Source organism: Streptomyces sp. NPDC048504, from assembly GCF_043200035.1.
GTDB lineage: Bacteria > Actinomycetota > Actinomycetes > Streptomycetales > Streptomycetaceae > Streptomyces.
The window spans coordinates 67,758-83,517 of the sequence record NZ_JBICXA010000020.1 but is presented as its reverse complement, the minus strand read 5'-3'; the positions used below and the strand labels follow the sequence as shown (position 1 = coordinate 83,517).

At 70.5% G+C, this 15,760-nt stretch carries 12 protein-coding genes; 9 read left to right on the top strand and 3 right to left on the bottom strand.

Going from position 1 to position 15,760, the window contains the following annotated elements; all coding sequences use genetic code 11:
- Window positions 1-81: 81 nt before the first annotated feature.
- Window positions 82-2,469 carry an endonuclease/exonuclease/phosphatase family protein gene (locus ACGFY9_RS39415; protein WP_393762758.1) on the bottom strand — a complete coding sequence of 796 codons (2,388 nt, stop codon included), beginning with the start codon at window positions 2,467-2,469 and terminating at the stop codon, window positions 82-84.
- Between the two features lie 400 nt (window positions 2,470-2,869).
- Between ACGFY9_RS39415 and ACGFY9_RS39410 the strand changes: the two genes are divergently transcribed.
- Window positions 2,870-4,729 (top strand): beta-ketoacyl-[acyl-carrier-protein] synthase family protein, encoded by a 1,860-nt coding sequence (locus ACGFY9_RS39410; protein ID WP_393762468.1) that lies wholly within the window; start codon window positions 2,870-2,872, stop codon window positions 4,727-4,729.
- A gap of 432 nt (window positions 4,730-5,161) precedes the next feature.
- On the opposite strand, the gene ACGFY9_RS39405 is transcribed toward ACGFY9_RS39410, so the two are convergent.
- On the bottom strand, window positions 5,162-6,205 hold the full coding sequence (locus ACGFY9_RS39405; protein WP_393762467.1) for a Ku protein: 1,044 nt from the start codon (window positions 6,203-6,205) through the stop codon (window positions 5,162-5,164).
- Window positions 6,206-6,274: 69 nt separating this feature from the next.
- Here ACGFY9_RS39405 and ligD point away from each other — a divergent pair, with 69 nt between their 5' ends.
- Window positions 6,275-7,156, top strand: a complete 882-nt coding sequence (ligD, locus tag ACGFY9_RS39400; protein ID WP_393762466.1) for a non-homologous end-joining DNA ligase — start codon at window positions 6,275-6,277, stop codon at window positions 7,154-7,156.
- Between the two features lie 994 nt (window positions 7,157-8,150).
- Here the strand turns inward: ligD and ACGFY9_RS39395 are convergent.
- Window positions 8,151-8,954, bottom strand: a complete 804-nt coding sequence (locus tag ACGFY9_RS39395) for a nuclease-related domain-containing protein (protein WP_393762464.1) — start codon at window positions 8,952-8,954, stop codon at window positions 8,151-8,153.
- Between the two features lie 96 nt (window positions 8,955-9,050).
- On the opposite strand from ACGFY9_RS39395, the gene ACGFY9_RS39390 reads away from it, so the two are divergent.
- From ACGFY9_RS39390 to ACGFY9_RS39360, 7 genes are all read left to right on the top strand, one after another.
- Window positions 9,051-9,557 (top strand): dual specificity protein phosphatase family protein, encoded by a 507-nt coding sequence (locus ACGFY9_RS39390; protein ID WP_393762463.1) that lies wholly within the window; start codon window positions 9,051-9,053, stop codon window positions 9,555-9,557.
- Window positions 9,558-9,660: 103 nt separating this feature from the next.
- Window positions 9,661-10,425: a hypothetical protein gene (locus ACGFY9_RS39385; RefSeq protein ID WP_393762461.1), complete on the top strand. Its 765-nt coding sequence runs from the start codon at window positions 9,661-9,663 to the stop codon at window positions 10,423-10,425.
- On the top strand, window positions 10,425-11,669 hold the full coding sequence (locus ACGFY9_RS39380; RefSeq protein ID WP_393762459.1) for an ATP-binding protein: 1,245 nt from the start codon (window positions 10,425-10,427) through the stop codon (window positions 11,667-11,669). Before ACGFY9_RS39385 ends, ACGFY9_RS39380 begins: the two co-directional genes overlap by 1 nt.
- Before the next feature lie 172 nt (window positions 11,670-11,841).
- Window positions 11,842-12,300: an SH3 domain-containing protein gene (locus tag ACGFY9_RS39375; protein ID WP_393762457.1), complete on the top strand. Its 459-nt coding sequence runs from the start codon at window positions 11,842-11,844 to the stop codon at window positions 12,298-12,300.
- A gap of 61 nt (window positions 12,301-12,361) precedes the next feature.
- Window positions 12,362-13,720: an FtsW/RodA/SpoVE family cell cycle protein gene (locus ACGFY9_RS39370; RefSeq protein ID WP_393762455.1), complete on the top strand. Its 1,359-nt coding sequence runs from the start codon at window positions 12,362-12,364 to the stop codon at window positions 13,718-13,720.
- 8 nt (window positions 13,721-13,728) lie between these two features.
- Complete coding sequence (locus ACGFY9_RS39365) at window positions 13,729-15,186, top strand: penicillin-binding transpeptidase domain-containing protein (RefSeq protein WP_393762756.1); 1,458 nt, start codon at window positions 13,729-13,731, stop codon at window positions 15,184-15,186.
- A gap of 44 nt (window positions 15,187-15,230) precedes the next feature.
- Window positions 15,231-15,752: a DUF3291 domain-containing protein gene (locus ACGFY9_RS39360; protein WP_393762453.1), complete on the top strand. Its 522-nt coding sequence runs from the start codon at window positions 15,231-15,233 to the stop codon at window positions 15,750-15,752.
- Window positions 15,753-15,760: the final 8 nt, after the last annotated feature.

Here is a 15,760-nt window from a genome sequence, read left to right as displayed (position 1 = left end):
GTGCCCGGGGCCAGAAGGCGGCCGGTCGTGGTGACGGGCGGGACGGCTTGCGCCGTTCCGGCCCGTCACCCTTCAACAGTGCTAGTGCCTACGGCACTTCGACACGTCGATCCGGACGATCTGTGGGTCGTGGTCGCTTGCCTGGTCCGCGAACTCCGCGTTGATGTGGACGACGTCGTAGTTGAAGGACGTTACCGCGGGGCTGGTCAGGATGTGGTCCAGGGTCTGGGAGTTGCCGTCGTAGACGTAGGTGTAGCGCTCGGCGGCGGGGAGGGTGGTGATCAGGGGCTTGAGGACCTTGTCGGCCGTCAGGGTGGTCACCGTCTGGGAGAACTCGTAGTCGTTCAGGTCGCCGAGGACGACCGCCTTGGCGTTCTTGTCCGCCGCCAGCAGGGACTTGACGAAGGTGTTGACCTCCGCCGCCTGGGCCGCGCGCTGGGTCTCGGAGCTGCGGGCCGGGGGCTGGTAGCGGCCGTGGATCGGCTGGTCGCCGCCCTTGGAGATGAAGTGATTGGCGATCACGAAGACCTGCTCACCCTGGAAGGTGAACTCGCCGACCAGCGGCTTGCGGCTGTCCTCCCAGGCCGCGTTGGCCGGGTCGATACGGCCCGGAGAGTAGGTGAGTTCGACGCCCTTGCGGGTCTTCACCACGCTCGTGGCGGTGGTCGCGTCGCCGCCGGGGTGGTCGGTGAAGGAGACCCGCTTGGGGTTGAAGAGGAAGACCTGGCGGATGTTGCCGCCGGGCTCGCCGCCGTCCGCGTTGTTGGTCGGCGAGATGTAACGCCACTTGTACGCAGGGCCGCCGGCCGCGCGGACCGCGTCGGTGAAGCGCTTCAGGGTGCCCTCGGCCGTCACCGTGCCGTCGTTCGTCGCGCCGTTGTCGTCCTGGATCTCCTCCAGGGCCACGATGTCGGGCGAGTTGAGGTTGACCGCGACGCCCTCGGCGAGCCGGTCGAACTTCTCCTGGGTGTCGAGCGCGTCCAGGTTCTCCACGTTGTACGTGGCGACCGCCAGCTCGTCCCCCTTCTGACGGCGGGTCACTTCCTGCTTCAGGCCCTTGTCGACGAGGGTGCCGAGCTGGGTGGCCTGGACGTTGTAGCCGCCGTAGGTGGAGTAGTCGAGGGGGCCGGTCGTGACCCCTGACAGTTCGTCACCGACGTTGGCTGCGGGGAAGGTTGAGGTGGTGTCGAGCGACATCACCTCGATACGGCCGGTGTTGGGCTGGTCGTACGACGAGTACAGGGTGCCGCCGCGAGCGGTGGCGTTCTCGTTCGGCTTCACGGTGACCCACAGCTCGCCGTACGCGTCGCTCGCGCCGACCACGCGGGCGTCGGCGAAGGTGACCCGCATGCCCTCCAGGGACTCGTAGAAGTCCTGGGCGTAGACGGTGGGTTGGAGCGCGAGGGACTCGATGCTGCCGCCGGACGCGGTCGGGATGTAGGCGTCGGGGACCGAGGTGGCGTTCAGCGCGACGGCGTCGGGCAGCGCGTTGCCGCTGGAGAGGACCGTGGTGGTCGGGCCGCCGATCTCGGTGTTCGACTGGCTGGTGCTGCTCGGGTAGTACTCGCTGACCTTGCCGGTGACCAGGACCGAATCACCCACGGCCACCGTGGGTTTGGCGGAACCGGTGTAGACGAACACGGCCTCGCTGGTGCGCGGGTCGGTGTCGGGCGTCGGGTCCTGGATCCAGTAGCCGAGGGAGCCGCTGCTGCGGACGCCGGTGACGATGCCCGGGACGCGGGTGACCGTCTGGCCGGCGTACGGCGAGAGGCGGGTCGTGCCCTGGATGTCGTGGACGCGGACGGTGCCGGGGTCGGTCGGCGAGCCGCCGTCACCGCCGTCACCGCCGCCGTCGCCCGAACCGGGCGTCTGGCCGGCCGAGTTGACCGGTGACGGGGTACCGCTCGTGAAGTCGGCCGCGTTGTCGTCGGTGTCGGCGAGCGAGTCGGCGCGGGCCACCGCGGCCGTGTTGGAGGCGCCGGTGGCCGGGCCGCTGCCCTCGCGGACGACCGCGGTGCCGTAGCCCGTGAGGTCGACGATGCTCGGGTCGGCCGCGCAGTCCGCGGCGGTCTTGCAGGTCAGCGCGGTGGTGCCGGAGACGAGGGCGATCGTGCCGGAGGTGGCGCTCATCGCGATCGTGCCGGTGGCGTCGGTGGTCGGCAGCGCGGTCGTGCCACCGCTGCCGGTGCCCTCGCCGACGAGGTAGCGGGCGCCGGGGGCGATCGCGCCGGTGAGGGCGGTGACCTGCCAAGTGGAGCCGGAGGAAGGCGTACCGGGCAGGTACTGGACGCTGTAGCCCGACAGGTCGTAGGCCGCCGAACCGGCGTTGCCGAGTTCGACGAAGTCCCGGGTCAGGGTCGCTCCCGAGTTGCCCCCGCCGCCGTACACCTCGGCAATGACCGCCGAGGCGGAGGGAGTTGCGGACGCGGTGGGCAGGGCGGTGAAGGCGAATGCTCCCGCCGCGCCCACCGAGACGATCGCTTGGGCGGTGCGGCGGGCGCGGGGTCTGCGCCCTTCAGGTCTGGACACGCTGGCGGTCTCCTCGTACTTCGTGTAGCTGCCGATACCGGGTGCCTGTGGGGAGTCGGCTCAAGTTACGCGCGTAGAAAGGGAGTTGCCAGAGGGCCTCACGTTAAATCCAGGGAACAAGTGAGCGCGGGGACGGCTGCGACGGCCACGAAAGTGACGTTCCACACATAACCCCGGTGATCAACTGGACAACTCACCCTATTTCAACGGACCTTGAGAGCTCCCGGGGCATAACCGGTTCACCTTTCAACCGTGGCTTTTTCCGGTTTGGTCCAGTTCACTCGGGATGGTTTGCCGTAGGGCATAAGTCCGTTCAGTCCCCAGGAAGTGTGTGCGAGATATGTCCAATTCATCCGATTCGTCGCAAGTCCCCTTCGCTCCCCACCCGGTGACCGCGGCCGAGGTCATCCCCGGCGACCTGATCGCCCTGACCCCGGCCGACGCCGAACGCGCCTGCTGGTACGTCGTCACCCACACCCTCCCCGAGACCCCCGAGACGATCCGCGTCACCCTGCGCCCACCGCTCGGCGGCACGGACCACGACGAGGTGCTCGGCCGCGACCGCCGGGTGATCAGCGGGTGCCGGCGACTGGACGTCGGCGCGGTGCCGCGACTCGTCTCCGACGACCTCGCGTCCGTCGAGTTCCGGGAGGGCGACCGGGTGAGTTCGTTGCGGGTGGTGGATCCGGGGGCGGATGAGGTGTCGTACGTGCGGCGGTGGGGGGTGTGGCACCGGGATCTGGACGGGGGGTCGGGGGACGACGTTCTGACCGATGCGGAGGTTCGGGGGTGGGGTGGTTCGGGGGCCGGCTCCGAGATGCCGGGGGCCGGTGCACGGGGCGGTGCGGAAACGCCGGGCGCCGGTGTGGGGGGCGGTGGCGAGTTCGTCGTACGGCATCATCCGCGGCCGGAACGGATCGCGGCCGCGAGTGGGCCGCGGCGGGTCGTGGTCACCGGGCTGGGGGCCGTGACGCCGCTCGGGGTCGGGGTCGACGAGTTGTGGCGGGGGCTGCTCGACGGGCGGCACGGGATACGGGAACTGGAGGGCGAGGAGTTCGCGGAGCTGCCGGTGCGGGTGGCCGGGACCGTGCCCGTCGATCCGGCGGAGCTGCTGCCGCGGGCGGCGGCGCGGCGGATGAACCGGGCCGCGCAGTTCGCGGTGCTGGCCGCGCGGGAGGCGTGGGACGACGCCGGGTTCGTGGCGGGCGGCACGCGGGAGAGCGGGCTCGATCCCGAACGGGTCGGGGTCAGTCTCGGGGCGATCCTCGGAGACGCGTCCGTGCTCGTCGGCGGCGACCGCAAGCTGCGGGACAAGGGGCCGCGCGGCGTCTCGCCGCTCACCACCCCCATGACCGTTCCGTCGCAGGCCGCGTCCCAGGTCTCCCTCGACCTGCACATCACCGGCGAGGCCCGCACGGTCACCGCGGCGTGTGCCTCCGGCACAGAGGCGATCGGGGCGGCCATCGACCGCATACGGTACGGCCGCGTCGACATCGCCCTCGCGGGCGGGGCCGAGGCGGTCGTGACGCCGGCGATCATGGCGTCGTTCGCGGCGATGCGGGCGTTGTCCACGCGGGGGTTGGCGGACGGTTCGTCGCCGTCACGGCCGTTCGGCACGGACCGGGACGGGTTCGTGAACGGGGAGGGCGCGGGGGTGCTCGTCCTGGAGGCCGAGGAACACGCACGCGCGCGTGGAGCGCGGATCTACTGCGAGGCGGCCGGGTGGGGGCTGTCCGCCGACGCGCATCACATGGCGGCTCCGGATCCGTCCGGCGCCGGGGTCGCACTCGCCGTGCGGCGGGCTGTGCGGGACGCGGGCGGGCATGTCTCGGACGTCGTCCATGTGAACGCGCATGCGACGGCGACGGTGGAGGGGGATCTCGCCGAGGCGGGGGCATTGCGGGCGGTGTTCGGCCGCAGAAACGTTCCTGTCACGGCGATCAAGGGGCACCTCGGGCATCTGCAGGGGGCTGCGGGCGGGGTCGAGGCTGTGGCTACGGTGCTTGCGTTGCATCACGGGGTGGTGCCGGCGACGTTGGGGGCCGCGGGTGAGCTGGATGACTCGATCGGGCTGGATGTGGTGATGGGGGTGGCTCGGGAGTTGCCTTGGGGCGAGGACGGGACCGGGGATCTCGCGTTGAGCAACTCGTTCGGATTCGGTGGGCACAACGCGGTGTTGGCGTTGCGGCGGGTGGGGTAGCGCTGCGCGGTGAACGGCTCAGGGGGTAACGCTGGGCGGTGAGGAGCCGTGGGGGGGGGCTGCGGCTCAGGCTGTTCTTTCGCGGGGGGGGGCGCAGCTCACGCTGAGCGCTTGCGGCGCGGGGCGAGGCTCAGGCCGTGCGCTTGCGGCGCCGGGCGAGGCCCAAGCTGCTCGCTCGCGGGGAGCCGCCTTCTTCGCCGGGGGCTTCTTGGCGGTCGCGGTGGCCTTCTTTGTGGTCGCGGTGAGCTTGGTGGCGGTCGTGGTGGTGGGCAGGGTGCCCCTGGGCGGGGATCGGCGAGGAAGCCGCGGCCCAAGCTGCTCGCTCGCGGGGAGCCGCATTCTTCGCCGGAGGCTCTCGTCGTCGCGGTCAACTTCGTTGCCATGCGGGTGAGTTGGATAGCGCTGCGCGAGAACCCGCAAGGAAGCTGCGGCTCAAGCTGTCCGCTTGCGGGGAGTTGCCTTCTTTGCCGGGGGTTTCTTCGCCGTTGCGGTGGACTTCGTCGCTGTTGTCTTTTTGGTTGTGCGGGTCGGCTTCTTCGCCGGGGACTCGGACTGGGACTTCTTCGCCGTTGTCGTCTTCTTCGTGGCCGTGGAGGTCGACTTCTTGCCGGGGGCCTGCTTGGGGGTCGCTCGCGGGGAGATGCGTCTGACCTCGGCCTTTGTTGCTGGTTTCTTGGCTTCCGGTTCCTCGCCCCGGGACTCCTTCGCCTCTCGGACGCTTTTCTCCAGGGCCGCCATCAGGTCCAGGACCTTGGCGCCGGGGGCCGGGGACGGGGTGGTCGCGGGCTGTTCGCCGGAGGCCTTCGCGGTGATCATCTCCTCGACCGCCTCGCGGTAGTCGTCGTGGAGATCCGCGAGGTCGACCTCGCCCAGCGTGTCCATCAAGGCGTCCGCGAGGTCGAGTTCCTTGTCGCGGACCGTGACGTTCGCGTCGGGGGCGACGCCCTCGGGGACGCGGATCTCGTCCGGCCAGAGCAGGCCGTGCATGGCGATCACGTCGTCGACCACGCGCAGCATGCCGAGGCGTTCCCGGCCTCGTAGCGCGTACTTCGCGATGGCCACCTTCTGGCTGCGCTTCAGCGCCTCGCGCAACAGGGTGTACGGCTTGGCCGCGGGGACGCCGTTCGCGGAGAGGTAGTACGCCGCGTCCATCTGGAGCGGGTCGATCCGGTCGGCCGGCACGAACGCCACGATCTCGATCGTCTTCGCCGTCGGGATCGGCAGCTGCGCCAGATCCTCGTCCGTGATCGGGATCATCGTGCCGTCCGCGTCCTCGTACGCCTTGCCGATCTCGGCCTGGGCGACCTCACGGTCCTCCAGTTCGCAGACCTTGCGGTAGCGGATACGGCCGCCGTCCTCCGTGTGGATCTGGCGGAAGGAGATGGAGTGGTTCTCGGTCGCGTTCACCAGCTTGATCGGGATGCTGACCAGGCCGAAGGAGATGGCGCCGTTCCATATGGATCGCACCTGCCGCACCCGCCTTCCGTTCTCGGCTCACGCCGGACTCGCGTCCGGTTCGTCACGTTTCCGTGGGATTCTCATCGTATGACGCCGATCACAGAGGTGGAGGGGCGAAGGGTCGCGCTCAGCAACCTGGACAAGGTGCTGTACCCGGCGACCGGGTTCACCAAGGGCGAGGTCCTGCACTACTACGCGACCACCGCCGAGGTCCTGCTGCCCCATCTGCGCGACCGGCCGGTGTCCTTCCTGCGGTATCCGGACGGGCCCGAGGGGCAGGTGTTCTTCACCAAGAACGTGCCTCCGGGTACGCCCGACTGGGTCACCACGGCCGAAGTACCTCGGTCGGAGGGGCCGGCGCGGATGGTGCTGGTGCAGGATCTGGCGTCCTTGATGTGGGCGGCGAATCTTGTCACCGAGTTCCATACGCCGCAGTGGGTGATCGGGGCGCCAAGCCTTGCCGACCGGCTCGTCTTCGACCTCGATCCGGGTGCGCCCGCGACCGTCGTGGAGTGCTGCGAGGTTGCGGTGTGGCTGCGGGAGCGGCTGGCGGCGGACGGGATCGAGGCGTACGTCAAGACGTCCGGGGCGAAGGGGTTGCATCTGTTGGCGGGGGTGGCGCCGGTGCCATCGGAGCGGGCCGTCGAGTACGCGAAGGCGTTGGCCGTGGAGGCGGAGGCGGCTCTACCTCGGCTTGTCGTGCATCGGATGACGCGGAGCCTGCGGGTGGGGAAGGTGTTCGTCGACTGGAGTCAGAACGCTGCACGGAAGACCACTGCCGCGCCCTATACGTTGCGGGCTCGGGCGGCGGAGTGTGTGTCGGCGCCGGTGACGTGGGAGGAGGTGTCGACGTGCGAGAACCCGGATCAACTGACTTTCCTGGCAAGGGAGTTGGGGGTACGGCTGCTTGAGTACGGCGATCTACTGAAACCGCTGCTCGACGGCGGACGAGCGGGAACCCTGCCTTGATGAGGGGTTACGTGGGGATACGCATCGCTCGCTTCAAGTGGACGTCGGGCCGCCCGCTTCTTGGTCAGTGTCGGGCTTCCACGGCCCGAGTAAAGGGCGCTACGCGTCGCCTTCGGCGATTCCGCTTCGCTCCACCCTTGACTCGGGCCGCTCCAGCCCGTTTGAGAAGCGAACGGGCGGCCCCGAAAAGACGGTTGCCCAGGGGGAGGGCCCCTTACGTCGGCTGCGTGGTCAACGGTGTTGAGGAGCGCGCCCGCGTCTCGCCAGCACGCCACCTCGGCTCAGCGGCCAACCGCGAGTGGGAAGGGGGCGCGTCGGACCGGAGACGGCACGCCGGGTCGGCTCGGCGGCCAACTCCGAGTGGAGGCGCGCGTTCGGCCCGTCCCAGGATGCCGTCGGGTGGGCTGGCGCCTGCGTCGGGAGCCGGGGGCAGTGAGGGGGTCAGGGAAGCTGGGTGTTCTTCTAACCGGTCAAGTAGCAGATAGCCGGTTAGTTTTGCGACAGCTTCCTGACACCACCTGCTCCGCACCTGCTCCGCCCCGCCCCGCCCGGTGCCGCCCCATTCCGTTCCACCGAGCCCTGCTCCGCCCTGTTCCATCAGCACACCCCACACCCCACATCCCACACCCCCCACCCCACCCTGCGTCGGCCGCCGAGCCGACCCGGCGTGCTGGCGAGACGCGAGCGCGCCCCCGGCGCCGGGTGAGGGCATGACAGGCCCGAGGGACTACGTACCTGGGCAACCGTCTTTTCGGGGCCGTCCGCTCGCTTCTCAAACGGGCTGGAGCGGCCCTAGTCAAGGGTGGCCCGCAGGGCCATCGCCGAAGGCGACGCGCAGCGGAGCGGAGCGCCCTTTACTCGGGCCGTGGAAGCCCGACCCTGGCCAAGAAGCGGGCGGCCCGACGTCCACTTGAGAACACGCCCGACAAACTCGCCCCAAGTGGGTGCGGACAACTCCGCCGCACAGGCAGATGGTGCGCCGAGGAAGCAAGCCTCAAACTCTCCCCCACGTATGCCGGTCCCGCGCCATCGCGTGCAACGCCTCCACATCCGCCGGCTTCAACACCCCACCCGTCCTTGCCAGTCCGGACAGCTCCGTGTCCTGGAGGACGCGGACCTCGCGCAGCGGTGTCGTCACCTTCACGTCGGCCGGGCCCGACAGGGCGAGGACCGGGTGGACCTCGGCCGTCAGTGCGTACGACGCGCGGGCCGCGTCGGAGCGGGCCCGGCGGAGCAGGGGGAGGGGGTCGCGGCGGCCCAGGGTGACCATGGGGTCGGTGATCTGGACGCGTTGTTTGCGGGCGTAGAGCGTGTGCACGGCGAAGAGGCCGCCGGGGCCGATCAGCAGGTGGTGGAGGCGGTCGCCGCCGGGGAGGGGGATGGAGTGGAGGGCGTGCCAGCCTGCGCCGTCCAAAGCGTCCAGGGCTTCGCCCACCGCCTGTTCCGCGGTCAGGGCTCGGCGGCGGGGGTCGGGGCGGAGGCGGTGCTGGGCGCCCGGGTCGCGGTCGAGGGCCACGTGGAGGGCCTCGCCGGGGCGGTTGGGGGCCAGGTCGTCGTCGGGGTGGAGGGTCAGACGGGCCAGTTCCGCGGGGGTCGGCACCGGGGGCGGGCCCACCGTGACCGGGCCGGTGAGGAAGGGACCGAGGGCGTGCAGGACGTCCTCTCGGCGGTCCTCGCTGAGCAGGTTGATCCGGGCCGCCTCCCTGTCGTACCAGGCGACGTTCCTTCCGTCGGTGTGACAGACGTACAGCCGTTCCTGACCGTGGCGCCAGGTCGGTATGACGCGCAGTCCGTTCATGCACCATCACCCCTCGACCATGGGAACAGGCGGGGTGCTCAAGGGGCAAGAACCCGGTTACCTTTGGGTCAGTCGCTGGGGCTTGGGGAGGCGCCGTTGCGGACGCGCAGGAAGCAACCCGACGTACCCGCTCCGGACAGTCCGTGGAGCGAGATCACGCCCGGTCTGTGGATGGGCGGACACGAGTTCAGGGGGCGCTCGGGGCAACTGGAGTTCGCGGTGGTGCGGGACGAGTTCGATCTCGTGCAGACGCTGCTACGGCTGCCCGGGCACGGGCCCGACACCGGCGTCGAGCACCATGTGTGGCCGATTCCGGACGGGCCGCTGGACGGGACGCAGCTGGCCGGCGTGATGCGGCTGGCCGTCGCCGCGTGCGACGCGCTGGACGAGGGACGGAAGGTCCTCGTCCGCTGCTACCACGGGTACAACAGGTCGGGCCTGGTCGTCGCCCACGCGCTGGTCCGCCGCGGGTACTCCACCGACGAGGCGATACGGCTGATCCGCACCCGCCGGTCCCCGTGGGCACTCCACAACGAACTGTTCGTCGAGTACCTGCGGACGGGACTCTCCACGGCCCGGCTGCTGGAGGAACTGGCCGAGTAATCGTTTCCCCCCGATCCATCCGACCCACCCGCACACATGAACAAAAAGGACTTCCCTACGAATAGGGTGTACGGGTCCCACACCAGCACCCCGCAGGAGAGCAGTGCCCCCCAGTCGCCCCGGCCGTCCCGTGCGCGCCGCCCGCACCGCCGCCGCCGTCGCCCTGCTCCTCGCGACCGCGGTGGCCTGCGGCGACACCGGCGCGCTGCGGGCCGCAGGGGCGACCCCGACGGCGACCAGCCCCGCCAAGCTTTGGCCGAATCTGTCGCCCGCCTCCTCCCCGGCCTACGACTTCGACGAGGCGAACACGGAGACCGTGAAGGGCGTCACCGTCCCCGGCGACGACATCCACAAGGTGGACCCGATCGCCGTCGTACGCGCCGAGATCGCCGCGAACCCCAGCGACTACGACGGCTCCAAGGCGCCGTACCGGGGGACCGCCGAGCGGATCGGCGACTGCGGGAAAGGTGGCGACCGTAGCGCTTGTCCCGTCCTCAAGCCCTACTACCGCGACCTCACCGGTGACGGACGCGACGACCTGACGCTCGGGTTCCGCCTGCTGCCGACCAAGATGACCGCCGTACGCGTCTACACCGTCGAGAAGCACAGGCTCGTGCAGGTCATGGCCAACGACGACGCGGTCAGCGGGGTCGAACTGGCCGGGCATTCGGTGATCATCCGCTCACCTTCGGAGCTCGCGGGGTACGAGTACCGCGTGCAGTGGACCTGGGACGCGGACCAGAAGGCGATGCTGCTGACCCACGACGAGTTCCTGCGCACGGGCAGCCGCAAGCACGGAGTGCGCCGCGCGACCCCGGCTCCTCCCGGCTCCCCCGCCTCTCCTGCGTCCCCCTCGGCGACCCCGTGATGAGGCTCGCGCTGCCCCGCTGGGCCGGGACCCTCGCCGTCAAGGCGGCCGTGTTCATCACCGTGATGTGCTGCGCGCTGGCCGCCCTGCTCGGCGTACTCGTGCATGTCTCGGTGACCGACCAGACCGTCGGCCAGGCCCGCGACCTCGCGTTGGCGCGGCTGAAGGAGGCGACGACGCAGTACGAGGCCGGGGACTCGCTCGTGCACGGCGCCGGTGTCGATCCCGAGGACCTTCCCGTTCCGCTACGGCAACTGGCGGGGGCCGGGGAGCGCGGCACGATGGTCGGCAGGCACCGGGGGCACCCCACGATGTGGGCGGCGGGCCCGGCCTCCGGCGACCGGGTGCTGGCCGTCGGGGTCGACTACTCGCAGGGGTCGAGCACCATCGCCGGACTGGACCGGGCGATCGTCTGGTCCTCCGCGCTGGCGATCGGGGCGACGCTGCTGGTCGGCGCGTTCGCGGTGACCCGGGTGACCCGGCGGTTGCACGGGACGGCGCAGGTCGCCCGGCGGATCAGCGCCGGTGACCTGGACGCGCGGGTCGACGATCCCCGTACGAAGGACGCGACCCTGCCTCAGGACGAGGTGGCCGCGGTGGCCGCCGCGCTCGACACGATGGCCTCGTCGTTGCAGGGGAAGCTGCTGAGCGAGCAGCGGTTCACGGCGGATGTGGCGCACGAGTTGCGCACGCCGTTGACCGGGTTGCACGCGGCGGCCGAGTTGTTGCCTCCGGGGCGGCCGACGGAGCTGGTCCGGGATCGGGTCGCCGCGTTGCGCACGCTCACCGAGGATCTGCTGGAGATCTCCCGGCTCGATACGCGGCGGGAGAGGCTGGAGTTGGACGCCGAGCGGCTGGGGGCGGTGGCCGAGCGGGTCGTGCGGGTGTCGGGGGCGGACGCGGAGGTCGTCGTCGTACGGGACGAGTGGGTGGAGACGGATCGGCGGCGGCTTGAGCGGGTGCTGGGGAATCTGGTCGCCAATGCGCATCGGCATGGGCGGGGGCCGGTCGTGGTCACCGTTGACGGGGCGGTGGTGACCGTGCGGGATCACGGGGACGGGTATCCGGAGTATCTCGTCGAGCATGGGCCTCAGCGGTTCCGTACGGAGGGGGGTGCTACGGGGCATGGGCTGGGGTTGACCATCGCGTTGGGCCAGGCGGAGGTGTTGGGGGCGCGGCTGGAGTTCAGCAATGTGGACGCCGGGGATGGTGGCGGGGCTCTTGCGAGGTTGACGCTCGGATAGGTGGAGAGCTCGGGACTGCAGGTGATTCGTTGGCTGCCGGCCGTCGACGGCTGATCGCGCAGTTCCCCGCGCCCCTATCGGTGCTCATGTGGACCAGTGTGACGAGCGAGGGCTCCTCCCCCCTCCTAATGTGGCGATTAGTCAGGTTCGCCCCACCTCTGGAGGTACCCCCATGTCCCTCAGCCTCTCCCTCCGCCGGCTTGGTATAGCGGTTGCCGCCGGTGCGCTGGTCACCGCTGCCGCTGTCACTCCCGCTGTGGCCGACGACGAATGGGGGGACGAAGACTCGGGCGTCAGCCGTCAGGACGACGGCGGGTGGAACCAGCAGGGTGACGACGACTTCGGCGGTCGTGGTGACTACGACCACCAGGGCGACCACGGCGATCACGACAACCCGCGTCTGTACCGGGGTGTCGTCACGGCCGGCCAACTCGCCCTGCGTTCCCGCCCGGACCGCGGCAGCAGGATCATCCGGTACGCCTACCGCGGCGAGCACGTCTCCATCTTCTGCAAGACCAGCGGCTCCAACGTCCAGGGCAACCACCTCTGGTACCTGCTCACGGACGGCACCTGGGCCTGGGGGTCGGCGCGCTACATCGACAACATCGGACCCGCGCCCCGCTGGTGCTGACGGGCGAGACACACTCGCCACCCAAGGCACACAACCCGCATCATTTGGGTAAGTTCCGGACATGACCAACGCCGGAACCACCGTCACAGCGGACCTTCCCACACCCGCTGTACGCCTCCCCCGGCGCCGTGGCATCGAACTCACCCTCATCGTCGTGGCCGTCCTGCTCTCCGTGTACGGCTACTGCGCTGTCGGTCTCGCGAAGAACGGCACGGTCCCGCCCGGCGCCGCCGGCTACGGCGCCGGGCTCGGCGTGCTCGCCCTGCTCGCGCACATCGCGGTGCGGCTGCGGGCCCCGTACGCCGACCCGCTCCTCCTCCCGATCGGGGTCCTCCTCAACGGCCTCGGGCTCGTCCTCATCTACCGGCTCGACCTGGAGACCCCCGGCGACCGCGCGGCGCCCACTCAACTCGTGTGGTCCACCCTGGGCGTGACCCTTTTCATCGTCGTAGTCGTGGCCCTGCGCGACCACCGCGTGCTCCAGCGCTATGCCTACGTCTGCGTGGCCGCCGCCCTCGTCCTCCTCACCCTCCCGGTCCTCTTCCCGGCCGTGAACGGGGCCCGGATCTGGATCCGGATCGGCGGATTCTCCATCCAGCCGGGCGAGTTCGCGAAGGTGCTGCTGGCGGTCTTCTTCGCCGCCTATCTCGCGGCCAACCGCAACGCCCTCGCCTACGCAGGCCGCCGCGTGTGGCGCCTCCAACTACCCACCGGCCGGGTCCTCGGCCCGATCGTCGCGATCTGGCTACTGAGCGTCGGCGTCCTGGTCATGGAACGCGACCTCGGCACCTCGCTCCTCTTCTTCGGCCTGTTCGTGACCCTCCTCTACGTCGCCACCGGCCGCACCGGCTGGATCGCGGTCGGCCTGCTGCTCGCGGTCCTCGGCGCGGTCGCGGTCGGCCGGCTCGAACCGCACGTCCACAGCCGGGTCCAGGACTGGCTGGACCCCTTCGCGTCCATCAACGCGGGCCAGGGCCCCAACCAACTCGCCCAGTCCCTCTTCGCGTTCGCGGCCGGCGGCATGCTCGGCACGGGCCTCGGCCTCGGCCACTCCATCCTGATCGGCTTCGCCGCCAAGTCGGACTTCATCCTGGCCACGGCCGGCGAGGAACTCGGCCTGGCCGGCCTCTCCGCGATCTTCATCCTCTACGGCCTTCTCGTGGAGCGCGGCTACCGGGCGGGCCTGGCGCTGCGCGACCCCTTCGGCCGGCTGCTCGCGGTCGGGCTCGCCTCGATCGTCGCGCTCCAGGTGTTCGTGATCGCGGGCGGGGTGACCGGTCTGATCCCGCTGACCGGCATGGCGATGCCGTTCCTCGCCCAGGGCGGCTCCTCGGTCGTCACCAACTGGGCGATCGTCGCCCTGCTGATCCGGCTGAGCGACTCGTCCCGCCGTCAGTACGACATCGAGGTGGCCGCGTGACCGACTCCATGACCCGCCACATGCGCCTCGCGGCGGCCTTCTGCACCCTGCTCCTGCTGGCCCTGCTGGTGAACGCCACCCGCATCCAGGTCTTCCAGTCCCGCTCCTACGACGACAACATCGCCAACCGCCGCCACACCATCGCCCGTTACGACCAGCCGAGGGGCGGCATCCTCGTCGGCGGCAAGCCCATCACCGGCTCCCGCGACTCCGGCGAGCAGCTCCGCTACGAACGGACGTACAGGAACGGCCCGTTGTACGCGCCGGTCACCGGCTTCGCCTCGCAGGAGTACGGCACGACGTTCCTGGAGCACTCCGAGGACGGCATCCTGGCCGGCACCGATTCGATGCTCTCGCCGTTCCCCCTGTGGAACGACCTCACCCGCGCCCAGAACCCCGGCGGCAACGTCGTCACCACCCTCAACCCGGCTGCACAGCGGGCGGCGTTCGCCGGACTCGGCGCGCGCACGGGTGCGGTGGCCGCGATCGAACCGTCGACCGGCCGCATCCTCGCCCTCGTCTCGACCCCGTCCTACGACCCCGGCGCCCTGTCGGGCAACGGCCGTTCCGCGAACCGCGGTTGGGCCCGCCTGAACGCCGACCCGAACAAGCCGATGCTCAACCGGGCGGTACGGCAGACCTATCCGCCGGGTTCGACGTTCAAGGTGGTCACCGCGGCGGCGGCGCTGGACGCGGGGGTGGTGACGGACCTGGACGCGGCGACCGACTCCCCCGACCCGTACACCCTCCCCGGCACGTCGACGACCCTCACGAACGAGGGCGACGGCTGCGTGGACGCGCCGCTCCGGTCCGCCTTCGAGTGGTCGTGCAACACGGTGTTCGCGAAGCTGGGCGTGGACGTGGGAGTGAAGGACATGAGCACCACGGCGGAGGCGTTCGGCTTCAACGACACCGACGCGCGGATCCCGTTCTCGGTCTCCCCCAGCACCTTCGACACGACCCTGGACAAAGCCCAGTTGGCGCTCTCGTCGATCGGGCAGTACAACACGCGGGCCACTCCGTTGCAGATGGCGATGGTCGCGGCGGCGGTGGCGAACGGCGGGCAGGTGCGGGAGCCGTACCTGGTCGAACGGACGACGAGACGGGGCGGCGAGACGGTGTCGACGCCGGGCTCACGCCCCGTCCGCCAGGCGATGCACCCCGCAACCGCCGTGCAGATGAAGGAACTCATGGAGGACGTGGTCACCGAAGGCACCGGCACGAACGCGGCGATCCCCGGCGCGACCGTCGGCGGCAAGACCGGCACGGCGCAGCACGGCATCGGCAACTCCGGTACGCCGTATGCCTGGTTCGTGTCCTGGGCTCAGGGCGAGCGGGACATGGAGCCGAAGGTGGCGGTCGCGGTGGTGGTGGAGGACGCGTCGGCGGACCGGTCGGACATCAGCGGCGGCGGCGACGCGGCACCGATCGCGAAGGCGGTGATGGAGGCGGTGCTCGGTTCCTGAGACGGGGGTACCGGGGCCCGGGCGCGCCGACCTACCGTTCGGTCATGACCAACCATCCCTTAACAGCACCCGCGTACGAACTCGCCCAGGCCAACGTCGGCCGCCTCAAGTTCCCTTTGGACTCCCCGGAGTTGAAGGACTTCGTCGACGCCCTCGATCCCGTGAACGCCACCTCCGACTCCGCCGCGGGCTTCGTCTGGCGCCTCCAGTCCGACTCCGGCAACGCGACGGACGTCCCGGTCCTCGGCGACGACTGGCTGATCATCAACATGTCGGTGTGGCGCGACACGGACGCCCTGACCGCGTTCATGTACCAGGGGCGGCACCGGGAGTTGCTGGCCCGGCGCCGGGAGTGGTTCGAGCGGGTGCGGGAGGCGATGGCGGTCCTGTGGTGGGTCCCCGCGGGCCACCGCCCCACGGTGGCGGAGGCGGAGGAACGGCTGCTGCACCTGCGGGCGCATGGCCCGACGCCGTACGCGTTCACGCTGGGGACGTCGTTCCCGGCACAGGGGGCGGCGCCGGTGGTGCCGGTCAACATCCCTGAGGGGATGGGCTGTTCGGTCTAGCGGACCGT

Coding starts and splice junctions, on each gene's coding strand:
- ACGFY9_RS39410 (WP_393762468.1), top strand. CDS start 2,870: ATGTCCAATTCATCCGATTCGTCGCAAGTCCCCTTCGCTCCCCACCCG.
- ACGFY9_RS39375 (WP_393762457.1), top strand. CDS start 11,842: ATGTCCCTCAGCCTCTCCCTCCGCCGGCTTGGTATAGCGGTTGCCGCC.
- ACGFY9_RS39365 (WP_393762756.1), top strand. CDS start 13,729: ATGACCCGCCACATGCGCCTCGCGGCGGCCTTCTGCACCCTGCTCCTG.
- ACGFY9_RS39380 (WP_393762459.1), top strand. CDS start 10,425: ATGAGGCTCGCGCTGCCCCGCTGGGCCGGGACCCTCGCCGTCAAGGCG.
- ligD (WP_393762466.1), top strand. CDS start 6,275: ATGACGCCGATCACAGAGGTGGAGGGGCGAAGGGTCGCGCTCAGCAAC.
- ACGFY9_RS39395 (WP_393762464.1), bottom strand. CDS start 8,954: ATGAACGGACTGCGCGTCATACCGACCTGGCGCCACGGTCAGGAACGG.
- ACGFY9_RS39370 (WP_393762455.1), top strand. CDS start 12,362: ATGACCAACGCCGGAACCACCGTCACAGCGGACCTTCCCACACCCGCT.
- ACGFY9_RS39360 (WP_393762453.1), top strand. CDS start 15,231: ATGACCAACCATCCCTTAACAGCACCCGCGTACGAACTCGCCCAGGCC.